The organism is Chitinophaga polysaccharea, from assembly GCF_007829335.1.
Classification (GTDB): Bacteria; Bacteroidota; Bacteroidia; order Chitinophagales; family Chitinophagaceae; genus Chitinophaga; species Chitinophaga polysaccharea_B.
The window spans coordinates 153,879-177,130 of the sequence record NZ_VIWO01000005.1 but is presented as its reverse complement, the minus strand read 5'-3'; the positions used below and the strand labels follow the sequence as shown (position 1 = coordinate 177,130).

Below are 23,252 nucleotides of genomic sequence, written 5' to 3'. Positions count from 1 at the left end.
ATGTCAGCCAAAACATTTTTTTGTATAGATGCACACACCTGCGGCAACCCGGTAAGACTGGTTGCCGGAGGCGGGCCCTTATTGAAAGGGAACAACATGATGGAGAAACGTCTCCATTTCCTGGAAGAATTCGACTGGATCCGTAAGGGGCTGATGTTTGAACCCAGGGGCCATGACATGATGAGCGGAAGCATCCTGTATCCGCCCACCGATGCAGCCAACGATATCGGCGTATTGTATATCGAAACCAGCGGCTGTCTGCCCATGTGCGGGCATGGCACCATTGGTACGGTGACTATCGCCATCGAACAGGGACTCATTACCCCTAAAGTTCCGGGTCAGCTCCGCTTGGAAACGCCGGCAGGGCTAGTATTGGTCAGCTACGTACAGGAAGGCGCCAAAGTGAAATCCGTAAAGCTCACCAACGTAAAGTCCTTCCTGGCCGTAGAAAACCTGGAAGTATTGTGCCCTGACCTGGGTATGTTACGGGTAGATGTAGCCTACGGCGGTAACTTCTATGCCATCGTAGATCCGCAGGAAAATTTCCGGGGACTGGAAAACTACGCCGCCGATCAGCTCATTTCCTGGAGCCGGGTATTACGGCAAAGGCTAAACGAAAACTACCATTTCGTACACCCGGAAAATGAACATATCAAAGGGTTGAGCCATTTGCTGTGGACCGGCGCCACCATCAGTCCCGAAGCCACGGCCCGTAATGCGGTGTTCTACGGCGATAAAGCCATCGACCGCTCTCCCTGTGGTACGGGTACCTCCGCGAGGATGGCCCAGTGGCACGCCAAAGGAAAGTTGAAGAAAGGCGATCGCTTTATTCATGAAAGCATTATTGGTTCCCAGTTCATCGGTACTATTGAGGATGAAACCACCATGGCCGGCAAACCGGCCATTGTACCAGGTATTGAAGGCTGGGCCAAGGTAACAGGCTATAACACTATTATCCTGGACGACGATGACCCGTACGTACACGGTTTCCAGGTGATCTAATATTTTAAGCATATGAAAGCAATCGTCATCGGTGGCGGTATTATCGGCCTTTGCAGCGCTTACTATTTGCAGGAAAGTGGCTGGGAGGTAACGATATTGGATAAAGGAGATTTTAGTGATAACTGCTCCTATGGCAACATGGGAATGATCGTGCCCAGTCACTTTGTGCCGCTGGCCGCACCGGGTATTGTATCACAGGGTATCCGCTGGATGTTTAACAGCAAAAGCCCTTTTTATGTAAAACCATCTTTAAGCCAGCAGCTGATCAGCTGGGGGCTTAAGTTCATGAAAAGTGCCAACGCCAGGCATGTCATTGAGTCCGCCTTACCCTTGCGGGATATCAACCTCCTCAGCCGCTCTTTGTACAGTACCCTGGCGCAACAGGACGGGTTTAATTTCGGCCTGGAGCGTAAAGGGATTATCATGTATTATAAAACGGAAGCAGTAGCGGAAGAAGAAGCTCACCTGGCTAAGCAGGCCAACGAGATGGGGCTGGATGCCGTGGTGCTGGATAAAACGGCGCTCCAGGCACTGGAACCACAGGTACAACTGGATGTGTTGGGAGGCGTGCATTACCGCTGCGACGGGCATCTATATCCCAATGACCTGATGCAGCAGCTCATCACTTACCTGAAACAACGCGGGGTGCAGTTTTTGCCGCATAGTGAAGTCACTGCGATCAAATCTTCCGGAAAAAAAATAACCTCCGTACAAACCGGCCAGGGTACTCACACGGCCGATTTATTTGTACTGGCCACCGGCTCCTGGTCTCCCGCAGTAGCCCGGATGGCAGGGGTAAAGGTAGCCATGATGCCAGGTAAGGGATACTCCGTTACCCTGAATGCGCCCTCCGTGAATCTGAATATCCCGGCTATTCTCTGTGAAGCCCGGGTAGCGTTAACGCCCATGGGCAACCGTCTTCGATACGGTGGTACCATGGAAGTGGCGCCGGTAAACGACCAGGTAAACATGAACCGTGTGGCAGGTATCGTTGACTCCGTTCAACATTACTTTTCCAATCTCCCCATCAGTATGCCTGAAAAGAGCAGCGTATGGAGCGGTTGCAGACCCTGTTCCCCGGATGGACTGCCTTATATTGGCTATGCGCCGCAGTACAACAACCTGCTATTGGGCACCGGTCATGCTATGATGGGCTTAAGCCTGGGGCCTGCCACCGGCAAGCTGATCGCAGAATTGGCGAATAATAAGCGTCCCAGTATAGATCTTGCTGCGTTTTCACCGGCGAGATGGAGCTAAAGAGCTTAACGCAGAAAGCAAAAAGCTATTGAGGCGAATGATCTTTGCGAATATTTAAAAATCGCGTTGTTCATTCGCCTCAATAGCTTTTTGCTTTCTGCGTTAAGCTTTCCGCTTTTCCCTATATTTGAGTTATGCAAACGAACATTGGTAAAAAAGCAGCCGGCGAAAAGGCCGCCGGGTATATCAAACCCGGGATGACCGTTGGTTTGGGCACGGGCAGTACCGCCTACTACACTATTCTTCGTATAGGCGAACTCGTGAGAGACGGCCTGGATATAAAAGCAGTGGCAACGTCTGCGCAATCAGAGGAATTAGCCCGGGAGCAGGGTATTCCTTTGATAGATTTTGACCAGGTAGATAGCATCGATATAGATATCGACGGGGCCGACGAAGCAGATGCACAGCTGCAGCTGATCAAAGGGGGAGGAGGGGCGTTGCTCCGGGAAAAGATTATTGCAGCCGCATCCAAAGAGATGGTGGTCGTAATAGATGAGCAAAAACTGGTAAAGCACCTGGGAAAATTTCCGTTGCCGGTAGAAGTGGCCACTTTTGCCTGGGAACTTACTTTCCGGCAGCTGGTGGCGATAGGTGCTCACCCGGTGCTGCGGATGAAAGACAACCAGCGTTTCCTGACCGACAACGGAAACTACATATTGGATTGTCATTACCAGAAAATCCATAACGCCGCAGCATTACATGCACAGTTGAACAATGTACCCGGCGTAATGGAAAACGGCTTATTCCTGCATTACGCCACCCGCCTGATTATAGGCGCTGCAGATGGCAGTGTCAGGGAAATTACGCATCCTTATCCAGCAAAGACGTCTTTTTAGTATCGCGGGACGTAATATATACCAGCAACGAAATAGAGATACAGGCCGTCACATACCAGTAATACATCGATTCATGGCCCGCTTTTTTAAAGTATAGGGCGATGGGTTCTGCCGTGCCCCCAAAAAGCGCTACCGTCAGCGCGTAGGGGAATCCAACTCCCAGGGCGCGGATTTCGGCGGGGAACATCTCTGCCTTTACCACGGCATTAATGGAAGTATAACCGCTCACAATCACCAACGCAGCCAGGATCAGCCAGAAAGCGGTCCATTCGGAGCTGGTTTGACTGATGGCCGTCAGGATAGGCACGGTAAACAGCGTGCCCAGCAAACCAAATCCCATCAACAGCGGCTTCCGGCCGTAGATGTCTGAAATCCAGCCAAATACAGGTTGCAAACAGGCAAATATCAACATCAGGAAGAAAGTGATAGTGGTAGCCTTTTCTATGCTCAGGTGCACCGTATTCACCAGGAATTTCTGCATGTAGGTGGTATAGGTATAAAACGCCAGCGTGCCGCCCATGGTGAGCCCAACTACCGTAAGCACTGCCCTGGGATGCTCTGTAAATAAGCGTTTCAGGGAACCTTTATCCTTTTCATCCCTGATTTTTTCGAAAGAAGAAGATTCCTGCATATGCCGGCGCAGGTATAGCGCGAAAAAAGCGAGGGCGGCGCCAATTATAAAAGGGATGCGCCATCCCCATTCCTGCAGCTGTTCCGGTGTCAGAAACACCTTTTGCAGCAACATTTGCACGCCCAGGGCTATTAATTGTCCCCCGATCAGGGTCACATACTGAAAACTGGAATAAAAGCCCCGCAGCTCCAGGGTGGCTACTTCGCTCAAATAAGTGGCAGAAGTGCCATATTCGCCTCCAACACTCAGCCCCTGCAATAACCGCGCTACCAGTAACAATGCGGGCGCAGTCACCCCAACGGCGCGATAGGAAGGCGTAAATGCGATGAGCAGGGAGCCCAGCGACATCATTAGTACCGATAGTGTCATGGAAGCCTTCCGCCCGCTTTTATCGGCTATCCGGCCAAATAGCCAGCCGCCTATGGGGCGCATCAGGAAACCCACCGCAAAAATAGCCGCTGTATTCAGCAACTGGGCCGTGTAATTGCCCTTGGGAAAGAAAACAGGCGCGAAATAAAGAGAAAAAGTGGCGTAAATGTACCAGTCGTACCATTCTACCAGGTTGCCCGCCGACCCGGTTAAGATGGCTTTTATGCGCCAAGCGTCAGGATGTTTCATATATAATGCAAAAATATACTTTAATGTGGAATCTGCGCCGGCAGCCCATGTAAGAAGAGAAACTTTAAAATAAATTAGGGTTGTATTCAATAAAACACCTATCTTCGTTCCGCTTCTTAAAGATAATGTATTTCAATTCTGTTGGTAGATCACCTCTCACATTCAGCTTTTTTTTACAGTTTTTCTTCTAGTCGCCCAGGTAGCCGCCTGCTGTAAAGTAAATGGCGAGAACACGTTCACAATTAAATATTAAATATAATGCAAACAGGTGTAGTAAAATTTTTTAATGAAGCTAAAGGTTTTGGATTCATTAAAATCGAAGGTTCAGGACAAGAAATTTTTGTTCACGTATCTGGTATCAAAGAAAGCATCGGCGAAAATGACCGCGTAGTATTCGACGTGGAAGAAGGCAGAAAAGGCCCGAATGCTGTTAACGTAAGACTGGCATAATTTATTTTATAATAGTTTTTGTGGACCGTCCAGGCTTTGCCTGGACGGTTTTTTTATGCGCTTTTACTTTTTTCGTTTATACATTACCGTTAATATTTATTTGAGAAATGAATGGTCTGGTCCCCCACCGTTCATTTAACGCGCTTTTCGCCGGATTTTCTGTACATTTGCCTTTTCAATTTAAACAGAAATGCCCCAACCGGATCATACAAATACCATCTTTCACCTGGCGGCAGATTTCATAAACCATACTCACCGCCATATCTTCCTGACCGGTAAAGCCGGAACAGGGAAAACTACGTTTCTCAAGTATATTAAAGAACATACCCGCAAGAATACAGTAGTAGTGGCGCCCACAGGAGTAGCTGCCATCAACGCCGGCGGTGTTACCATGCATTCCTTCTTCCAGCTGCCTTTCGGACCATTTATCCCCGGCACGAAAAGGGGATTTGGTATGGATGAAATCAGCAGCACCGACAAACATAGCCTGTTTCGTAATATCCGTTTTACCAACGATAAGAAAGTACTGCTGCAGGAAATGGAATTGCTCATCATCGATGAGGTGAGTATGGTGCGCTGCGATATGCTGGATGCCATAGACGTAATACTCCGTCATTTTCGCAATAAGCCCCTGTTGCCTTTCGGAGGCGTACAGGTATTGTTTATCGGCGACCTGTATCAGCTCCCCCCGGTGGTACCCGATGCAGAATGGCGGCTTCTCTCGGAATACTATAACAGTACCTTTTTCTTTGCCTCCAAGGTAATTGAACAGGCGCCGCCACTTTATATAGAACTGAAGAAAATATACCGGCAAAATGAGCAGGTCTTTATTGATGTGCTCAACCGGGTACGTAATAACGAAGTACTACACGAAGACCTGCAGTTGTTGAATGAACGCTATCAGCCACATTTTACGGGAGAAGATGAAGAATATATCGTCCTCACCACCCATAACAGGAAGGCCGATGAAATCAATGCCAGGCGTCTGGCCGACATGCCGGGAAAAGTTTACCGCTTCGAAGGCAAAATAGAAGGCGATTTCAGTGATAAAGCCTTGCCCACGGAGCTATTGCTGCAACTAAAGGTAGGAGCCCAGGTAATGTTCCTGAAAAACGACCTTGCACAGCCTCGCCGCTATTACAACGGGAAAATAGCCACCGTAAAGGAAATTGACGACGAAGAAATCGTATTGGTACTGGCAGGTTCCCACGAAGAACTTAAACTGGGCAAAGAAACCTGGAGAAATATCCGTTATTCCTACAATGCGGAAGAAAATAGCATCGAGGAAGAAGAAATAGGCAGCTTCACCCAATTTCCCATCCGCCTGGCCTGGGCCATTACCATCCATAAAAGCCAGGGACTTACCTTCGAACGGGCCATTATCGACGCGGGCTATGCCTTTGCACCAGGGCAGGTATATGTGGCCCTGAGCCGCTGTACCTCACTGGATGGACTGGTACTGCATTCCCGTATCGGGCATGGTAGCATCAAAACAGACCGCCAGGTGATCGAGTTTGCCGAAAAGGAAAATGAGCCCAATGAACTGGTGGTACTGCTGGAAATGGAGCGCAAGAAATTCCAGGCTACCTCCCTGCTCCAGCTATTTGACTGGTATCGCATGCAGGCAACAGTACGCACCCATGCCGTATGGATCCAGGATAAAAAGGTGCCCGACTTTGATGCCGCTATTACCCTGAGCCGGCAGCTCTCCGTGAAAGTGGATCAGCAACAGGAAGTGGCCGCCAAATTTGTGCTGCAACTGCACCAGCTGCTCGATACCGCTGTGCAAACCGGGGAAATGGAACAGCTGCAGCAGCGGGTCAATAAAGCTATCGGGTATTTCACCCAGAGTATTTATGAAGACCTGATAGTGCCGCTACAGGCGCATATCACCGCTGTTAAAAAGGCGAAATCCAAGAAATACCTGCTGCAACTGATGGCCCTGGAAGCCGATTGCTGGAATAAACTGCGCCATGTCTGGGAAGTATCTTACGCCGACCTGGTATTTACCGACGGGTTGAAAGATTATACCCGCCTGCGCGATGCTGAGGCAGCCGCGGCTGCGGCGCCTATCACCGCTGCCAAAGAAAAGGCCGCCAAAGGCAAAGTGGAGAAAGGAAGTAGTCGCCGGGGTACGCTGGAACTCTACCTGGCGGGAAAGTCGATCGCGGATATTGCCGTTGCCCGGCAATTGGCTATCGGCACCATCGAAAGCCACCTGGCCCAATGCATCGAAGCGGGGGAAATGGAGATCGGTCGCTTCGTATCGGAAAAAACGATGCGGCTTATCCTGAAACATATCGGAGAGCTGGGCGCAACGGCCGCCGGTCCCATCAAGGAAAGGGTGGGAGATGCCGCCAGCTTCGCAGAGATCCGCGTGGTGCAGTGGTATCTCAAGAAAAAGCAGGAAGAACAAATCATGAACGGATAAGCACAAATATCGTTTGAACAGATACAGGATGGACCGGGTTGGTAACACCAATCCGGTTCTTTATTTTGTACCAGTGAAAAATAAGCCAGTAACCGGTAAAAAAGAGGTAGGATTACTATTACGTTGCCCGCTAAATTTGCAGGGTCAGCAATGATCATTTAAATTACTTTACCCGTGAAAGTAGGATTATTTATACCATGTTATATTGACCAGTTCTACCCGCAGGTAGGTATTGCCACCCTGCAGTTGTTACAGAAACTGGGATGTGAAGTGGAATTCCCACAGGGACAAACCTGTTGCGGACAACCCATGGCCAATTCAGGATATGAGCACCTGACGCACCAGTGCAATAGCCTGTTCATCAAAAACTTTGCTGACTACGATTATATTGTAGGTCCTTCCGGCAGTTGTGTGCTCCATATCAAGGATCACTTGCACGACCCGGCGGCGGAACCGCAGGCAGAGAAAATACGCCAACGTATATACGAACTCACCGAATTCCTGACCGATGTATTGAAGGTAACTTCGTTGCCGGCCAGGTTCCCTTGCAAAGTGGGATTGCACCAGAGCTGCCATGGGCAGCGTGGCCTCGGACTGGCGCAGATGAGCGAGCTGGTGGCCGCACCTTTCTCCAAACCTGAGCAGTTGCTGCGCATGGTGGAAGGAGTGGAGCTGGTACCGTTGGATAGAGCGGATGAGTGCTGCGGTTTTGGGGGTACTTTCTGCGTAGCCGAAGAAGCGGTATCCGTAAAAATGGGGAAAGATCGTGTAGCCGACCACGTTAAACACGGCGCAGAAGTCATTACCGGTACCGATGTTAGTTGTCTTATGCACATGGAAGGTATTTTACGCCGGCAGCATGCCGGCGTAAAAGTGATGCATATTGCTGAAATACTCAATCAATATACAGATGAACAGGCAAACAGCTGATCACGCCACACTGGCCGACAAGTTCAACGAGGACGAACCCCGGGTAAACTGGCATGACCAGACCCTGTGGTGGGTACGTGCCAAGCGCGATCGCATAGCATGGACTATCCCGGAATGGGAGCAGTTAAGAGATACCGCTTCCAGCATTAAGCTGAATGCGCTGGGCAATCTGCATGATTACCTGCTGCAGTTTGAACAACAGGCACAGCAGAACGGCGCTATCGTACACTGGGCGGCGGATGCGGCAGAGCATAACCGTATTGTAACGGAGATCCTCCAAAAACATGGGGTGAAGCGTATGGTGAAGAGTAAATCCATGCTTACCGAGGAATGCCACCTGAATCCGCACCTGGAAGCCAACGGTATTGAAGTGATTGATACAGACCTGGGCGAAAGGATTGTGCAGCTCGCCAAGGAACCACCCAGCCATATCGTATTGCCCTGTATTCATAAAAAGAAAGAAGAAATCGGCGAGTTGTTTCATGAACACCTGGGTACTCCCGCCGGCAATGCTGATCCGCAATTCCTGACAGCGGCCGCCCGCCTGCATCTTCGAAAAGAATTCCTCCTGGCCGATGCTGCTATTACCGGTGTGAACTTTGCCGTAGCAGAAACGGGAGAGATGGTGGTATGCACCAATGAAGGCAATGCAGATATGGGCGCACACCTGGCCAATGTACATATTGCCTGTATGGGCATAGAAAAGATAATCCCGCAGCGTAAGCACCTGGGCGTTTTCCTGCGCTTGCTGGCACGTAGCGCCACCGGGCAGCCCATTACCACCTATTCCAGCCATTTCCGGAAGCCCCGGGAAGGGCAGGAGCTGCATATTGTGCTGGTGGATAACGGCCGTTCCCGGCAACTGGGCCGGGAAGACTTCCGGAACTCGCTCAAATGTATTCGTTGTGGCGCCTGTATGAATACCTGCCCTGTATACCGGCGCAGCGGCGGCCATAGCTATCACAATGCGGTAGCGGGTCCTATAGGTGCTATCCTGGCGCCTAACCTGGATATGAAGGATTATGCCGACCTGCCTTTTGCGTCAACGCTTTGTGGGTCCTGTTCCAATGTATGTCCCGTGAAAATAGATATTCACCAGCAGTTGTATAAGTGGCGGCAGGTATTGGTAAAAGAAGGTTATACCAGTACGGCTAAAACCGCCGGCATGAAAGTAATGACAGGGGTATTATCTGCTCCTGGTGTATATAAAGCAGCCGGTAAAATGGGCCGCTGGGTAATGCGCGCTTTTCCGGGAATGGTAAACAACCGGATGAATCCCTGGTATAAACAACGGGAAATGCCAGTGCCGCCGGCACAATCATTTTCTGAATGGTATAAGAAAAATAAAAAGTCAACATGAGCAGCAGGGAAAAAATATTAGCCGCCATAAAACAACATCAGCCGGAAGCGTCCGCTCTACCTTCGCTGACCGGTTTGTCCGGTAATATGCCTGGCACATTGGAGGCTTACCGTAAAGTGCTGGAAGGATTAGGCGGTGTGCTGTTTGAAATAAAAGCCGAAAGCGAAATACCCGCTATACTGGCGCAACAGTACCCTGGTTTACAACGGGTGATTGCTGCCAGCGATATACAACGGACATGGGCCAACGAAGATCCTCATCTCCTGGAAGATGTGGATATGGCTATTGTACCTGGGCAATGGGGTGTGGCAGAAAATGGCGCCATCTGGATTACTGAGGAGGATATACATGTGCGGGTATTGCCCTTTATTTGTCAGCACCTGGCTATCGTATTACCACGTGAACGGCTATTGCCTACCATGCACGAAGCCTACGAACAGATAGGAGCCCCTCAGTCCGGTTTTGGCGTCTTTATTGCCGGACCTTCCAAAACCGCCGATATAGAGCAATCCCTGGTATTGGGTGCACATGGCGCTAAAAGCCTGGTGGTATTTGTCATCGGATAAATTACGTAGGCGCTGCACCTAAGAAGTACCATCAGATAAATTACGTATGCTCTTCCGCGTTAACAGGATATAGCACGGCCTCACCGTTTAAGCGGTGGGGCCGTGCTGTTAGTGAGGTGTCCTGATGGATGTATAATATAAATATTTTAGTAAATTTTTAAAGACAGCGTTATTTGTTTAAATAGTTCATTAACTTTAGATCATAAAAATAAATAAATTGTCAAAGTTGGTATGGTGTTTGTTTCTTGTGCGTGCATTGTAAGTAGTCATTGACGCAGATTTTTTTGACCATATCGTATAGCCATATTTTTAGTAACTGCGTTAACCAGAAAATTGAAAGACCATGTATCATCACTTTGCAAACACTTTAGAGCAATCACCGAGAAGCAAATTATCAAAAAAGCAGCAGCTGTTGCTCCGCCACCAGAACAACAAGCCGGGTGAAATTTCTGTAGTTATAGGTCATATGAATAGCAGATGTTGCTGATCTGATCTGTATTCGTGTATACGTCAGGGTTATTTTCTGTATTGTGCGTACAGGAAGTGTTTGAACGAATAATCCTTCCGTTACGGTGTTGTCATAATCGCTTGTCAAAGCCGGTTCGGATTCCTTATGCACTGTCGTTTTATCAAAAGATAGAGGTGTTGAAAATTTTTTTTCACACTTTACCTTTTGATAACAGAAGTTATCAAATTTAGTAGTTACTTTGTGATAACTTTGAAAACCGATAGTTTGTAATTATTTATTTTCGTTCTGACATTAACTGAAAGCGCCCTTATGAAAACCTTGAAAAACCTGCGCGAATGTAGTTAGTCAGCCGAGCATATTTATATTTAATAACCATATCTTATTATTGAACCTATGGTGCGTAGTTCATCGTGGATTACCCCCTCATGGCTAATTCTTTTGTTAGACCTCGGGTGTTCCGTTATCGCAATTAATATCGCATTCCTCCTCCGGCTTAACTTTGATCTTGAGGCCTTAATGGCATATGCAACGGTGAAAACCGCCGCGATTGTGTTAGGTGTAAACCTGTGCTTGTCGCTCTTGTTACGGACTTATCGCGGTATTGTAAGATATACCAGCCTGGCGGATATTGGCCGTATTGCCGGATTGAATATTACCAGTTGCCTGATATTGTTTACGATAGGTTACAGCCGCTTACCGGATATGGAAATGAATATCTTTCCGATATCCGTGATCCTGATTAATTTCTTTGTTAGCTCCTTCCTGTTATTGTCTTACCGGTTACTGGCGAAATGGATATTCCGGTATTATAAAAAAACTCCGCGGCGCAACCGTACCCGCGCAGCTATTTACTATACAGGGCATTCCAGCATGATGCTGCGTAAAGCTATCAGCGATGACCCGGCTGCCGATATGCAGATCACCGCATTCCTGGCAGCTACCAACTCACATGCAGGCAAATCCATAGAAGGACTTCCTGTATATGCCTCCCGGAAAGGGCAACTGTTTAAAATGGTAAAGGAAGGAAACATCTCCTTACTGCTTATTCCTAACGATCACCTGGACCCAGCTCACCTGAACGACCTGGTAGAAGAGTGCATGGCATTAAACATCCGGGTGCAAAAAATTATTCCCGTGAGCCAGTGGACTGAAGGCACCAGCAACAGCATCGAGCTGAAAGACATCAATATTGAAGACCTGCTCGAAAGGTCTGTGATCAATATCAAGAATGAACAGCTTAATAAAGATCTGAAAGGGAAGAGCATATTGGTAACCGGCGCCGCAGGATCTATCGGCAGCGAAATAGTAAGACAACTACTGAATTATAAACCATCTGTCATAGTCCTCTGCGATAAAGCCGAATCGCCCCTGCATGAGCTGGAGCTGGAAATTGCGGAGAAATCGGGAGGCATCCAGGTAATTCCTTATATCGGTAATGTATGCGACCGGGTCAGGATGCAGCAATTGTTTGATATCTATGCACCTGCCGTAGTGTACCATGCCGCTGCTTACAAGCATGTACCGATGATGGAGAAAAATCCATCTATCGCCGTGATGAATAATGTATTGGGCACGAAGATAGTGGCAGAGTTATCGGTTGACTATGGTGTAGAAAAATTTGTGATGGTATCCACCGACAAGGCGGTAAACCCTACCAACGTGATGGGGGCCTCCAAACGTATTGCAGAAATCTTCACGCAATCTTTCAATAACTGTCTCAGCGAAAAATACCAGAAGATGGGCCCCATTTTTGGCGCACCACCTACCCGTTTTATCACCACCCGCTTCGGAAACGTATTGGGCTCAAATGGTTCAGTGATTCCCCGGTTTAAACAACAACTGGAAAAAGGCGGTCCGTTAACCGTTACGCATCCGGAAATCACCCGCTATTTTATGACCATTCCTGAAGCTTGCCAGCTGGTGCTGGAAGCAGGTTCTATGGGACAGGGCGGAGAGATATTCGTTTTCGACATGGGCCAGCCGATGAAGATTGCAGAGCTGGCGCGTAAAATGATCCGGATGACCGGTAAAGAACCCGGAAGAGATGTCCAGATCATCTATACCGGCCTGCGCCCGGGAGAGAAGCTCTATGAAGAATTGCTGAATAATGCAGAAAATACGTTGCCTACTTATCACGAAAAAATCATGATCGCCAAAGTAAGAGCATCCGATTTTACAGAAGTGAACGAGCAGGTGAATCAACTTATAGAATCCGCCAGGAAGCATTATCTCACGCCAACAGTGGCCAGGATGAAGCAATTGGTACCAGAGTTCATCAGTAAAAACTCTGCCTACGAAGAACTTGATAAGGGAAAAATGATTATCTAATCACGCCCCCTTATTCATTACTAAACCAGCAACTAGAGTATTTATAATATGTGTGAGCGATCTATCAGAGATTTCAAAGGAATTATTGTTTTATTATCAGGAGTTATCACGTTATTGGTCAGCTCCTGTTCGGCGCCTAAAAATATAACTTATTTCAAGGATGTACCGGATACCGTCAGGCAACATGAAATACAACAGGCGGCCTATTCAACGCCTTTGATCCAGGTGGATGACATCTTACAGGTGACTGTCCAGACATTGGATCCTACCGCTACAGCGATGCTGAATCAATCCAGCGGCTCCGTACCGGTAGGTGGGAATAACACCGCTGCAGCCCCCGCTGCGGTAAGTGGTTACCTGGTAGATAAAGACGGGTATATCGTATTGCCTCTGATAGGTAAAATAATGGTACAGGGTAAAACCACCGACAGCGTAAGAGAAAATATCAAAGCTGTAGCCGCTACCTATTATAAAGACCCGGTAGTGAACGTACGCTTTGCCAATTTTAAAATAACGGTATTGGGAGAGGTAAACAGGCCATCTACCTATGTGATGCCCAATGAGAAGGTAACCTTACTGGATGCACTGGGCGCCGCAGGCGATCTGACCATCTACGGAAAAAGGGAAAACGTGCTGCTGATCAGGGATAACAACGGCAAAAAGGAATTTATCAGGATGAACCTGAACCAGAGCAATATCTTTTCCTCTCCTTACTTTTTCCTGAGACAGGGAGATGTGATATATGTGGAGCCTAATAAGGCCAAAGTATCCAGCACAGACCTGGCGCAGGTAAAACGCATTTCTATCATGGCATCTGTTCTATCACTGTTGATCGTAGTGGTGTCGAGAGTCAAATTTTAAATCTTTAAATGGAAAACATGCCAGAGCACATTTTTAAAAATCAGGGCGCCCATTTAAATGGGCACGAGGCCAGGGAGCCGGAGAAAGACAATGGTATCAATCCCCGTTATATACTCGATACCCTCATGCGGCATTGGTACCTGTTTGTCATCTTTGTGATCATGGGAGTGGGCGGTGCATGGCTTTATCTCCGCTATGCTACACCAGGCTATAAGATCAGCGCCAAAGTATTGGTGAAAGATGACCAGAAAGGGGGCGATATCCCCGGCCAGGAAATACTCCAGCAGCTGGAAGTGTTTTCCAATAAGAGCAGTGTCGACAATGAAGTAGAGATATTGTCATCACGTACACTCATGCAGAAAGTGGTCAACAATCTGCAACTAAATACTTCTTACTTTGTAGAAGGAAGGGTAAAGGAAACCGAGCAATATGGTAACCTCCCTTTTGCACTGCAATGGCTTTCCCTCAAAGATACCATTATGAAAACCTCCTATGTGGTATCGCCAATAGGAAAAGACAAGTTTGAACTGTCGGGCGAAAAAGGCACCCGTACTGCTTCCTGGAATGATACCCTTCATCTCCACGAGGGCGTCGCCAAATTTGTGCTCACCGGGATACCCTTTACCAGGCCCGCATATACTGTGAAAGTAGCGTCTGTAGATGAAACAACGGCGAATTACCAGGCCCAGCTGGATGTACGTATTCCGAATAAACAGGTAAGCACCATCGACCTCACCCTCAATGCAAGAGTCCCTGAAAAAGGAGAGAAAGTGCTGAATGAATTGCTGACAAGCTACCTGAAAGCAAGTGTGGAAGATAAAAACCGTATTGCAGACAGTACCATCGCCTTTATCGATAACCGACTGGTAATCGTGACCCAGGAGTTGTCGGGCGTGGAAAAAAACATTCAACAATTTAAACAGGCCAATGAACTGGCCGATATCGAAGCCCAGTCAAAATTACTGGTACAGGGTACCGGCGATGCCCGCAAACAATTGCTGGATCAACAGGTACAGCTGAACGTCGTAGAATCGCTGGAGCAATATATGCACGATACGGAAAACAGTAAAAGGGTAGTACCTTCTTCCCTGATTGTGCAGGACCCCACCTTCGTAGGGCTCGTACAGCGGTACAATACCCTGCAGCTGGACAGGGAACGGCAACTGATGTCCAGCACGCCTACCAACCCGGTAATCGTGACAATGGATCAGCAGCTGGCCGGTCTCCGGGCAGATATGCTGAGCAACCTGGCTTCCCTGAAGAAAGGAATAGAAGTAGGCATTGCTGAGCAACAAAAGAATGCCGGCGCCCTCGATCAAAAGATCCGGCAAGTGCCGGCGAAGGAAAGAATATTCCTGGATATCTCCCGCCAACAATCTATCAAACAGGAACTGTACCTCTTTCTCCTGAAAAAAAGAGAGGAGTCAGCGATCTCCAAAACGTCTAACCTCGCCATCGCCCGCATTATTGACGATGCCAAAAGCGATGCCCTACCTTATAAGCCCAAACGCTTACTCATGTTCCTGGTAGGGGTAGTGCTTGGCTTAACGCTGCCTGCTGTCTACCTCTATATGAAAGAACTGCTGAGCAGAAGGGTGAAGAATAAACAGGATGTAACAGGCAACACCCCGGTTCCGGTGCTGGCAGAAATTGGTCACAGTGCCAGCAATCTGATCATCACCAAAACGGATTCCCGCACGCCGGTGGCAGAACAATTCCGCGCATTAAGGACCAACCTCCAGTTTGTGCTGTCCGACATCAGTAATAAATCGGTGATCGTTACTTCCAGTATGGGAGGCGAGGGAAAATCTTTCGTATCTACCAACCTGGCGGCCGTGCTGGCCCTTTCCGGGAAAAAGGTGGTGCTGATGGAAATGGATTTACGCAAGCCCCGGATTGCAGAACGACTGGGATTGCCGAATCATGAAGGTTTTAGTACCTACGCCATCGGCAAAACTTCAATCGATGCCTTGATCAAGCCATCGGGTATTCATGATAACTGTTGGATCATCAGTTCCGGACCTATTCCGCCCAATCCTACGGAATTGTTCCTGCAGGCAAGAACGGAAGAGTTGTTTAAAGAACTGAATGAACGTTTCGATTATATCGTCATCGACTCTGCACCGATAGGATTGGTAACTGATGCACAGATCCTGGGCCGTTATGCAGATGCTACATTGTACCTGGTACGTCATGGCTTTACTTTCAAGCAACAGCTGCAGATCTCCAAAGATCTGTACCTGCAGCGTAAGCTGCCAAGGATCAATATCGTGATCAACGATGTGAAAAATAATAGTGCCTACGGATATGGTTATGGGTATGGCTACGGCTACGGATATGGGGAAGACAACCAACGTAAGGGTCTCCTCGGAAAACGGAAAAAGAGGGCGGTGCTGGATGGAAAGTAAATAAAACAGTATCACAAGACCTAAAAAAATAAAAGAGGAATAAATATTTTATGGTGAAGATTAACAACAGCGTTGAGAATATCCACCTGGCCGTTATAGGCCTTGGCTATGTTGGTTTGCCGTTAGCGATAGAATTTGGCAAAAAATACGATGTATTGGGATTTGATATCAACAAGGAAAGGGTACAGGAATTGGCGGCCAGCATTGACCGTACCAGGGAAGCTAACGTGGAAGACCTGAATGCGGTGATAGCACTCAAGGCCGATAAGAAATCTGACATCGGCCTCGCTTTTTCTTCCAATACTGCTGAGCTAAAAAAATATAACACTTTTATCGTTACCGTGCCTACGCCCATAGATGAGTTTAAGGCGCCAGACCTGGGCCCGCTGATCAAAGCCTCTGAAATGCTGGGAAGTATCCTGAAGAAAGGCGACCTGGTTATTTATGAATCAACCGTATACCCCGGTTGCACGGAAGAAGATTGTGTGCCGGTACTGGAAAAAGTATCCGGACTGAAATACAACACTGATTTCTTTGTAGGCTACTCCCCGGAAAGGATTAATCCGGGCGACAAAGTAAATACGCTCACAAAGATCCGGAAAGTAACCAGTGGCTCTACCCCGGAAATTGCCGACAAGGTAGATGCCCTGTATGGTTCTATCATTGAAGCAGGTACCCATAAGGCGCCTAGTCTCAAAGTGGCTGAAGCTTCCAAAGCAATTGAAAACGCCCAGCGCGATGTAAACATTTCATTTGTGAATGAACTGGCGCTGATCTTTGATAAAATAGGTATTGATACCAACGATGTGATTGATGCCGCCGGCACCAAATGGAACTTCCTGAAATATAAGCCAGGATTGGTAGGCGGTCATTGCATTGGCGTGGATCCTTACTACCTCGCACATAAAGCAGAATCTGTAGGCTATCATCCGCAGGTAATCCTTTCCGGCCGCCGGGTAAATGATCATATCGGTCACTTTGTAGCCAATAAAGTAGTGAAGCTGATGATCGACAAAGATCATAAGATCAAGGGATCCAGGGCGCTCATCATGGGCATTACCTTCAAGGAAAATTGCCCCGACGTACGTAATACCCGCGTAGTAGACATCTACCATGAACTGCAGCAGTTTGGCCTGAATGTAGATATCTATGATCCCTGGGCGGATCCGGCAGAGGTAGAAGAAGAATACGGTGTAAAAATATTAAATGCTATAGATAAAGCAGCGGTATATGATGCCATTGTGGTAGCGGTTGCCCATAAAGAGTTTTTAACCTTTGATTACCTGAAATACAGGCGTAACAACGGGGTCATTTTTGATACCAAATCTTGTGTAGACAGAAGCCTGGTGGATGCCAGGCTGTAGAACCGGTAACCAACATATAGGTATAAGTAAATTGTAAATTGATAGTTGATGTCAATGAAAGGAGTGAGCTATGAGATGTCGTTAAACCTGGGGACGAACTTTTTAGCTTTGGTTTTAAATATTCTATTAGGACTGGTAGTGGTACCGTTCTATATAGCTAAGATTGGTGTAGATGGCTATGGTATTATAGCGTTGGCTACTTCTTTCAGTTCATACCTGTCTATTATTACGATTGCTATCGACGCGTCGGTGGGCAGGAACTTTACGTTGGCAATGAGAAAGGATGATCATGCGTCTTCCAACGCCATCTATTCATCCTCTATTATCTCAGCCTTGCTGTTGATTGTTGCCATCCTGCCGCTGATCGGTTGGTTCCTGTATAAAATAGACAGCCTGGTGAGCTATCACGGGCATACCGTGAATGAAATGAGGTGGGTGTTTGTTGCTATCATTACCTCTTTCGTACTCACCTTTATCCGCGGGCTCTTCCTGGTTCCGGCTTTTGCGTCGAATAAAATATACATTCAGCGCATTATCGCCATCCTGGAAATAGTGGTCAGAACGGCGTTGGTGTATTTATTACTCAATGCTTCGGCCCAGCTAAGCCTGATCGGTGTGGCCTTTTTCCTGGCATCGCTGGTATCATTTGTGGCCGCCCTGATCTGGATTGTCCGGAAGTTTCCGTTCCTGAAACTACGGGCATCCAGCTTTGATAAACAGATCGTGAAGTACGTAGGCTCTATGAGCTTCTGGCTGGTCATTAACCAGATCGGTACATTGCTCTTTATTAATATTGATATCATCTTACTGAATCATTATTATGGACCTACGGCGACCGGGGAATTCAGTACAGTAGCGCAATGGCATACCCTGTTGCGCTCTTTTGCAGGGGTGTTTGTGGCCATCTTTACACCGGTGGTATACAAGTATTACGCAGAAAAAGATTTTAATAACCTGCTGAAATTTTCCAGGTATTCTGTAGTAGCAATGGGAGTGGTGTTGGCGATTCCGATAGGTATCATTGTGGCGTATTCCGACGTGATACTGAAACTCTGGATTGGCGAACGGTTTGTTCATTTTTACCCGTTGATGATCCTGCTGACAGGCCATTTAATATTTAACCTGTCGGTGCTGCCAATACTGTCGATCAACGCCGTATACAACAAAGTAAAAGTACCGGGGCTCACCTCTTTTTTCTGCGGCGGGCTTAACCTGGTACTGGGTATATTGATCATCAAATATTTCGATCTGGGTATTTACAGCGTAGCCATAGCATCTGCTATACTGTTGACTTTAAAGAACCTGATTTTTTCCCCAACTTATGCTGCTAAGATATTAGAACAACGTTTTTGGTTTTATTATCCCAGCATAGGCAGAGGAATGGCATTATTTGTATGGGTATTGCTGATGTCGTGGGGGTGCAGGCATTTCCTGGTACCCGGTTCCTGGGCGGCCATGTGTGTATCGTGCGTACTCATTGGACTGGCAAGCATACCCTTCGCCTGGTTTGTAACACTGAATAAAGACCAGCGATTATTAATTGAAAAACTTATAAGGAGAAGGTAATGAAGAAGGCACTGATAATTAATGAGGGATTTTCTAATAACCTGGGCGATCAGGCTATCAGGGAGAGTATGACCAGCTTATTGCGGGATAGTGACTTTAGTACGGAGTTCGCCTATTTTACTAATCCGCGGCTGGCGCGGTTGCCCGAATATGATTACCTGGCCGCCGCGGCTACCGGCAATGTCATAGCGCCTATGTCGTTCAGTAGTAGGGTAAGATTGAAATTGGCTTTCTATTATTGGATCGGCATCAACTATAACGCTATCCGGAAAAAATTATCAGAAGGCGAATATGATGTGATCGTCATAGGAGGTGGACAATTGATAGAATCATCTGGTAAAGATTATCCCAGCAGGTTTTCTATTGCTTTATACTGGTGGACCTATTTGATTAAAAAATTCAGCCAGGCTAAGATCTATATTATCGGGGTGGGCGTTGGCACAACGTTTAATGCAAAAGAAAAAAGCCTGTTTGCCAAAGCCTTATCCAGGGTAGACCTAATGTGGGTACGGGACCAGTTTTCCAAAATACGCCTGCAGGAACAATTTGGCCATAAGGCCATTGTAACGCCGGATATTGCCTTCTACAGCGGTAAAAACAGGATGGAGGAAGCAAACCCCAACCGGAAAGCGCTGATCGGCATCACCAACTACAAAGAAGTTTTTTCGAAGTATAACAAGCTGGCAAAATCCAGTGAGGCTTATTACGAAGAGTGGTATGCAGAGATAAATAATTACCTGCGGGAAGGGCTAACGGTGGAACTGTTTTACACCACCATTACTGACGCGGCGGAAACCATTGCCTTCCGGGATTATATACGCAGTAAATACAATGTAGAGATTCCCGTCGCTAAACTGGCATCTATCGAAGATTTGAAACAGTTGTATAAGTCGGCATCCGATGTGTATTCCGGGAGAATGCACGCCCTGATACTGGCCATGAAGCACCAGTGCAAGGTAAAAGCCTACCTGATTTCGCAGAAACTGAAATCCTTTAACGAGGAATATATTTCTTCCGGTACGCAGACGATTGAATACAGCAAGAAGATCCGGGGCACCTTCAACGACCTGATGATTGATAATATTAAACTATAGGATAGCATGAGTGCCTGGAAGCTGATAAAGTCAGATTTGTACCGATACCATGGAAGAACCGGTGTAAAAGATTTACTGAAAGGATTTTTCCTGATAGAGGGATTCCGGTATATGTTTTTTTTCCGGTTATGTGCCGGCAGTACTGGCCTAATCCGGCTCTGGTGGCGCCTGTTTATCCGGCATTATGCTTATAAGTACGGATTCCAGATACCACACACCACCCGCATAGGAAAAGGTTTTTATATCGGGCATTTTGGTACGGTGGTGATCAACGGGAACGCCAGCATTGGCGATAATGTAAATATTTCGCCGGGAGTTATTATCGGGCAGGTGAGCAGAGGACGGTTAAAAGGAGTACCTACGATAGGCAATAAAGTATGGATAGGTTCCAATGCTGTGATTGTAGGAAATATTACGATCGGTGATGAAGTACTGATTGCGCCTGGGGCTTATGTAACCATGGATGTTCCCGCCGGCTCGCTGGTAATGGGTAATCCGGGGGTGGTTTCACCAGGGAAAGGCGTAGAAGGTTATATTTTGAATGAATGCAGATGATGAAAAACGTATTAATCATATCTTATGAATTTCCACCCATCATTGGTGGAGCGGGCGTATATGCACATGACCTGGCGATAGGGCTGGTAAAAAATGGGCATAAGGTAAGCCTGTTAACCTACAGCACCCCCAACAACCGGCAATTCCTGGCCGATTTTGGAAAAAAATACCAGGTTGCCTGCTATACGATTCCCGCCAGAAAAATTATACACTTTTACCTGCTTTACCTAAAATTTAAGGAGATACTGAAACAGGCATCATTCGATACCATCATCTTTAGCGATGGCCGCTCGAAGAAGATGGGCGCCCTGTTTCAGTCTTCGCTAAAAGGTATCCTGGGACGGTCGGTTTCTATTCTTCACGGCAACGAGAAAAATAGTTTCTTCGAAAAACCTTCCCTGGCACTGAGATTGTTTGGCATGCAGAAAAGAATGCTGAATTTCTTCCTGCAACAAAAGAAGATCATTGTGGTGAGTGAGGCAGAGCTCAGCATATGGCAGCAAACGCCGCTGAAAAATCAATTGCACTTAATCAGGCATGGTATCGACACCGATATCTTTCAGCCAAGAACAACGGCAGAAGTAACCGTGCTGAAAGCACAGCTGGGTATCGATAAGGAAAGACCTGTACTCCTCAGCGCTTCCAGGATCGTGAAAGAAAAAGGACAGGAAGTGGTGTTGGAAAGCCTGGATAAAATATTGCAGTCGGTACCCGATTTACTCTTTGTGATCGTTGGCAACGGCGATCATTTACCACAACTGGAGCAGATGGTGGCCGCGCGCGGATTACAAAAGCACGTGGTTTTCGCAGGTGGCGTTTCCAGGGATGTATTGTCTACCTACCTCGCCGTTTGCGACCTGTTTATTTTGCCCAGCCAGTTTTATGAGTCATTCGGACTGGTATACCTGGAAGCTGCGGCTTGTGGTAAAGCAGCCATTGCGGGCAACCGGGGAGGTACCAATGAAGCGGTGGTAAACGACGTAACCGGCTACCTGGTAGATCCATTGTCGAGAGAAGCGATTGCAGATAAAGTGATCAACGTATTACAAAATAAGCCGCTGAGAGAACGTTTGCAAACTAACGCCCTGAAAAGAGCGACCGCCGAATTTTCAAATATGCGCATGGCGGAGCGAATAATAAATTTTTGATTGGATGATGAGGAACCGAAGCGCCCATATTAATATTTTATGCTTGCTGAACTTCGTTTTTGCAGGAGTAGCCGGCATCGTATCCGTTAGCCTGGCTACTTTCCTGTTTAACGTATTGCTGGTGCTGTTTGGCATGGGCTGTATTCACCTGATGGCCAAAGACGCCGTGAAGCGACAGTCGTCCTACACGATCTTCCTGTCTTTTTTCCTGGTGTATGGTACTTATATGATGATTACCAACGAGCTCTTTGTACAGGACCCATTCAAGGATATCTTCTATGCAAAGGATTCGGTGACCTTCTATACGTACGTCGACAAAGTATCAGGCGCAGGCAGCATCGGCGAAATCGGGACTTACTACCGGAACGACTTTTTCGCAAATGACTGGAAAGGATTTGCCTATTTCTCTACCGTGGTGGCATTCATTGCAAAAAGCATCGATATTAACTCTTTGCTGCTACAGAAACTACAGATTGTGGCCTGTTCCAGCGCTATACTGGTCATCCTCTATAACCTGCTGGCCAACTATATCACAGACGAATACAGTGTGCGGATGACCGTTATATACGGCTTCCTTTCCTATAATTTCTTTTATTCTGCCATTTATCTGCGGGATGTGCATATAGGTTTGTTCTTTGGGCTTTATTTCCTGTTGATCATTTTCCGGAAAGGGTTTGCTGGTATCTTTTACGGCCTTTTGCTTACTGTGGTCATTTTTTTCTTCCGGCCCGAGCACGGTTATTTCTCCGTGTCTTTCCTGTTTGCTTACATCTATTTGCTGGTAACAGACAAGAATAATGTAACCGCCAATAAATTTAAGATTCCTATCCTGATTATGCTGGCATTGCCTGCGCTGACGCAGATTGCGGTGCTACAGGAAGGGCTCAATACGATACAGAACACGAGCGATAGCTACCGTGATTTTTCGTCCTCCAGCGCAGGGTTGGGCTCTTTTGGCAGCATGTTGCTTCGCCTGCCTTTTGGGGTGAGACATATTGCGGTGGGCTTGTTTTCCCAAACGCTGCCATTCCCATTCTACTCGGTATGGGAGGAGAATCTCTTTTTTATACCCTGGTCGGTGGCCGCGGTATTCTGGTTTGTGGTATGGGTAGTGATTATTTATACGAGCCTGGTAAAGCCGAGGAACCCGTTCTTCCAGTTTAAAGAATTGAATATTTTATTTGCGATTGCCATCCTCTTAATCCTGGGGGCCAGCGCAAATGCGGATACACGAAGAATTATGTCGGTATACCCCGTGGTCTTTGTCATGTTTTCAGGGGGAATTTTATCACTGGCTAAAGCAAAGAGAAAGCAACTCGTTGCCCGGGGATTGTTGTTTTATTTCACCCTGATTTTTGCCTACGCCTTAATAAAATAA

Annotated in this window: 18 protein-coding genes; 17 read left to right on the top strand and 1 reads right to left on the bottom strand. The window is 47.3% G+C overall.

Annotation, left to right across the window (positions count from 1 at the left end; all coding sequences use genetic code 11):
* From FHW36_RS17670 to rpiA, 3 genes are all read left to right on the top strand, one after another.
* A complete protein-coding gene (locus FHW36_RS17670; RefSeq protein WP_145670900.1) occupies nucleotides 1–1,002 on the top strand; it encodes a 4-hydroxyproline epimerase in 1,002 nt (333 codons plus the stop codon).
* A 12-nt stretch (nucleotides 1,003–1,014) separates the two neighbouring features.
* Entirely contained in the window at nucleotides 1,015–2,259 is a 1,245-nt protein-coding gene (locus FHW36_RS17665) for an NAD(P)/FAD-dependent oxidoreductase (RefSeq protein WP_145670899.1), read from the top strand.
* Nucleotides 2,260–2,393: 134 nt separating this feature from the next.
* Complete coding sequence (gene rpiA / locus FHW36_RS17660; protein WP_145670898.1) at nucleotides 2,394–3,095, top strand: ribose-5-phosphate isomerase RpiA; 702 nt, start codon at nucleotides 2,394–2,396, stop codon at nucleotides 3,093–3,095.
* Here rpiA and FHW36_RS17655 read toward each other — a convergent pair.
* Nucleotides 3,061–4,344, bottom strand: a complete 1,284-nt coding sequence (locus tag FHW36_RS17655) for an MFS transporter (protein WP_145670897.1) — start codon at nucleotides 4,342–4,344, stop codon at nucleotides 3,061–3,063. The two genes, rpiA and FHW36_RS17655, sit on opposite strands and share 35 nt — an antisense overlap.
* 258 nt (nucleotides 4,345–4,602) lie before the next feature.
* Between FHW36_RS17655 and FHW36_RS17650 the strand changes: the two genes are divergently transcribed.
* From FHW36_RS17650 to FHW36_RS17585, 14 genes are all read left to right on the top strand, one after another.
* Entirely contained in the window at nucleotides 4,603–4,794 is a 192-nt protein-coding gene (locus FHW36_RS17650; protein ID WP_079472790.1) for a cold-shock protein, read from the top strand.
* Between the two features lie 190 nt (nucleotides 4,795–4,984).
* Nucleotides 4,985–7,225, top strand: a complete 2,241-nt coding sequence (locus FHW36_RS31000) for a helix-turn-helix domain-containing protein (RefSeq protein ID WP_145670896.1) — start codon at nucleotides 4,985–4,987, stop codon at nucleotides 7,223–7,225.
* 174 nt (nucleotides 7,226–7,399) lie between these two features.
* Nucleotides 7,400–8,155: a (Fe-S)-binding protein gene (locus FHW36_RS17640; protein ID WP_145670895.1), complete on the top strand. Its 756-nt coding sequence runs from the start codon at nucleotides 7,400–7,402 to the stop codon at nucleotides 8,153–8,155.
* Complete coding sequence (locus FHW36_RS17635) at nucleotides 8,136–9,515, top strand: lactate utilization protein B (RefSeq protein ID WP_145670894.1); 1,380 nt, start codon at nucleotides 8,136–8,138, stop codon at nucleotides 9,513–9,515. The genes FHW36_RS17640 and FHW36_RS17635 overlap by 20 nt, the downstream gene beginning before the upstream one ends.
* Entirely contained in the window at nucleotides 9,512–10,081 is a 570-nt protein-coding gene (locus tag FHW36_RS17630; protein WP_145670893.1) for a LutC/YkgG family protein, read from the top strand. The genes FHW36_RS17635 and FHW36_RS17630 overlap by 4 nt, the downstream gene beginning before the upstream one ends.
* Nucleotides 10,082–11,066: 985 nt before the next feature.
* Nucleotides 11,067–12,878, top strand: a complete 1,812-nt coding sequence (locus FHW36_RS17625) for a polysaccharide biosynthesis protein (protein WP_246121177.1) — start codon at nucleotides 11,067–11,069, stop codon at nucleotides 12,876–12,878.
* A gap of 48 nt (nucleotides 12,879–12,926) precedes the next feature.
* Nucleotides 12,927–13,739, top strand: coding sequence for a polysaccharide biosynthesis/export family protein (locus FHW36_RS17620; RefSeq protein WP_145670892.1), 813 nt, complete (start codon nucleotides 12,927–12,929; stop codon nucleotides 13,737–13,739).
* Nucleotides 13,740–13,756: 17 nt separating this feature from the next.
* A complete protein-coding gene (locus FHW36_RS17615; RefSeq protein ID WP_186452501.1) occupies nucleotides 13,757–16,147 on the top strand; it encodes a GumC family protein in 2,391 nt (796 codons plus the stop codon).
* A 50-nt stretch (nucleotides 16,148–16,197) separates the two neighbouring features.
* Entirely contained in the window at nucleotides 16,198–17,511 is a 1,314-nt protein-coding gene (locus FHW36_RS17610) for a nucleotide sugar dehydrogenase (protein ID WP_145670890.1), read from the top strand.
* A 48-nt stretch (nucleotides 17,512–17,559) separates the two neighbouring features.
* A complete protein-coding gene (locus FHW36_RS17605) occupies nucleotides 17,560–19,077 on the top strand; it encodes an oligosaccharide flippase family protein (RefSeq protein ID WP_145670889.1) in 1,518 nt (505 codons plus the stop codon).
* Complete coding sequence (locus tag FHW36_RS17600) at nucleotides 19,077–20,171, top strand: polysaccharide pyruvyl transferase family protein (protein WP_145670888.1); 1,095 nt, start codon at nucleotides 19,077–19,079, stop codon at nucleotides 20,169–20,171. Before FHW36_RS17605 ends, FHW36_RS17600 begins: the two co-directional genes overlap by 1 nt.
* 6 nt (nucleotides 20,172–20,177) lie before the next feature.
* A complete protein-coding gene (locus FHW36_RS17595; RefSeq protein ID WP_145670887.1) occupies nucleotides 20,178–20,726 on the top strand; it encodes a serine O-acetyltransferase in 549 nt (182 codons plus the stop codon).
* Complete coding sequence (locus FHW36_RS17590) at nucleotides 20,726–21,874, top strand: glycosyltransferase family 4 protein (protein WP_186452500.1); 1,149 nt, start codon at nucleotides 20,726–20,728, stop codon at nucleotides 21,872–21,874. The genes FHW36_RS17595 and FHW36_RS17590 overlap by 1 nt, the downstream gene beginning before the upstream one ends.
* A gap of 4 nt (nucleotides 21,875–21,878) precedes the next feature.
* Complete coding sequence (locus FHW36_RS17585; RefSeq protein WP_145670885.1) at nucleotides 21,879–23,252, top strand: hypothetical protein; 1,374 nt, start codon at nucleotides 21,879–21,881, stop codon at nucleotides 23,250–23,252.

Bases quoted from the DNA above. Each gene is read 5' to 3' on its own strand.
- FHW36_RS17670 (WP_145670900.1), top strand. From the start codon at position 1: ATGTCAGCCAAAACATTTTTTTGTATAGATGCACACACCTGCGGCAAC.
- FHW36_RS17665 (WP_145670899.1), top strand. From the start codon at position 1,015: ATGAAAGCAATCGTCATCGGTGGCGGTATTATCGGCCTTTGCAGCGCT.
- rpiA (WP_145670898.1), top strand. From the start codon at position 2,394: ATGCAAACGAACATTGGTAAAAAAGCAGCCGGCGAAAAGGCCGCCGGG.
- FHW36_RS17655 (WP_145670897.1), bottom strand. From the start codon at position 4,344: ATGAAACATCCTGACGCTTGGCGCATAAAAGCCATCTTAACCGGGTCG.
- FHW36_RS17650 (WP_079472790.1), top strand. From the start codon at position 4,603: ATGCAAACAGGTGTAGTAAAATTTTTTAATGAAGCTAAAGGTTTTGGA.
- FHW36_RS31000 (WP_145670896.1), top strand. From the start codon at position 4,985: ATGCCCCAACCGGATCATACAAATACCATCTTTCACCTGGCGGCAGAT.
- FHW36_RS17635 (WP_145670894.1), top strand. From the start codon at position 8,136: ATGAACAGGCAAACAGCTGATCACGCCACACTGGCCGACAAGTTCAAC.
- FHW36_RS17630 (WP_145670893.1), top strand. From the start codon at position 9,512: ATGAGCAGCAGGGAAAAAATATTAGCCGCCATAAAACAACATCAGCCG.
- FHW36_RS17625 (WP_246121177.1), top strand. From the start codon at position 11,067: ATGGCATATGCAACGGTGAAAACCGCCGCGATTGTGTTAGGTGTAAAC.
- FHW36_RS17620 (WP_145670892.1), top strand. From the start codon at position 12,927: ATGTGTGAGCGATCTATCAGAGATTTCAAAGGAATTATTGTTTTATTA.
- FHW36_RS17615 (WP_186452501.1), top strand. From the start codon at position 13,757: ATGCCAGAGCACATTTTTAAAAATCAGGGCGCCCATTTAAATGGGCAC.
- FHW36_RS17610 (WP_145670890.1), top strand. From the start codon at position 16,198: ATGGTGAAGATTAACAACAGCGTTGAGAATATCCACCTGGCCGTTATA.
- FHW36_RS17605 (WP_145670889.1), top strand. From the start codon at position 17,560: ATGTCAATGAAAGGAGTGAGCTATGAGATGTCGTTAAACCTGGGGACG.
- FHW36_RS17600 (WP_145670888.1), top strand. From the start codon at position 19,077: ATGAAGAAGGCACTGATAATTAATGAGGGATTTTCTAATAACCTGGGC.
- FHW36_RS17595 (WP_145670887.1), top strand. From the start codon at position 20,178: ATGAGTGCCTGGAAGCTGATAAAGTCAGATTTGTACCGATACCATGGA.
- FHW36_RS17590 (WP_186452500.1), top strand. From the start codon at position 20,726: ATGAAAAACGTATTAATCATATCTTATGAATTTCCACCCATCATTGGT.
- FHW36_RS17585 (WP_145670885.1), top strand. From the start codon at position 21,879: ATGATGAGGAACCGAAGCGCCCATATTAATATTTTATGCTTGCTGAAC.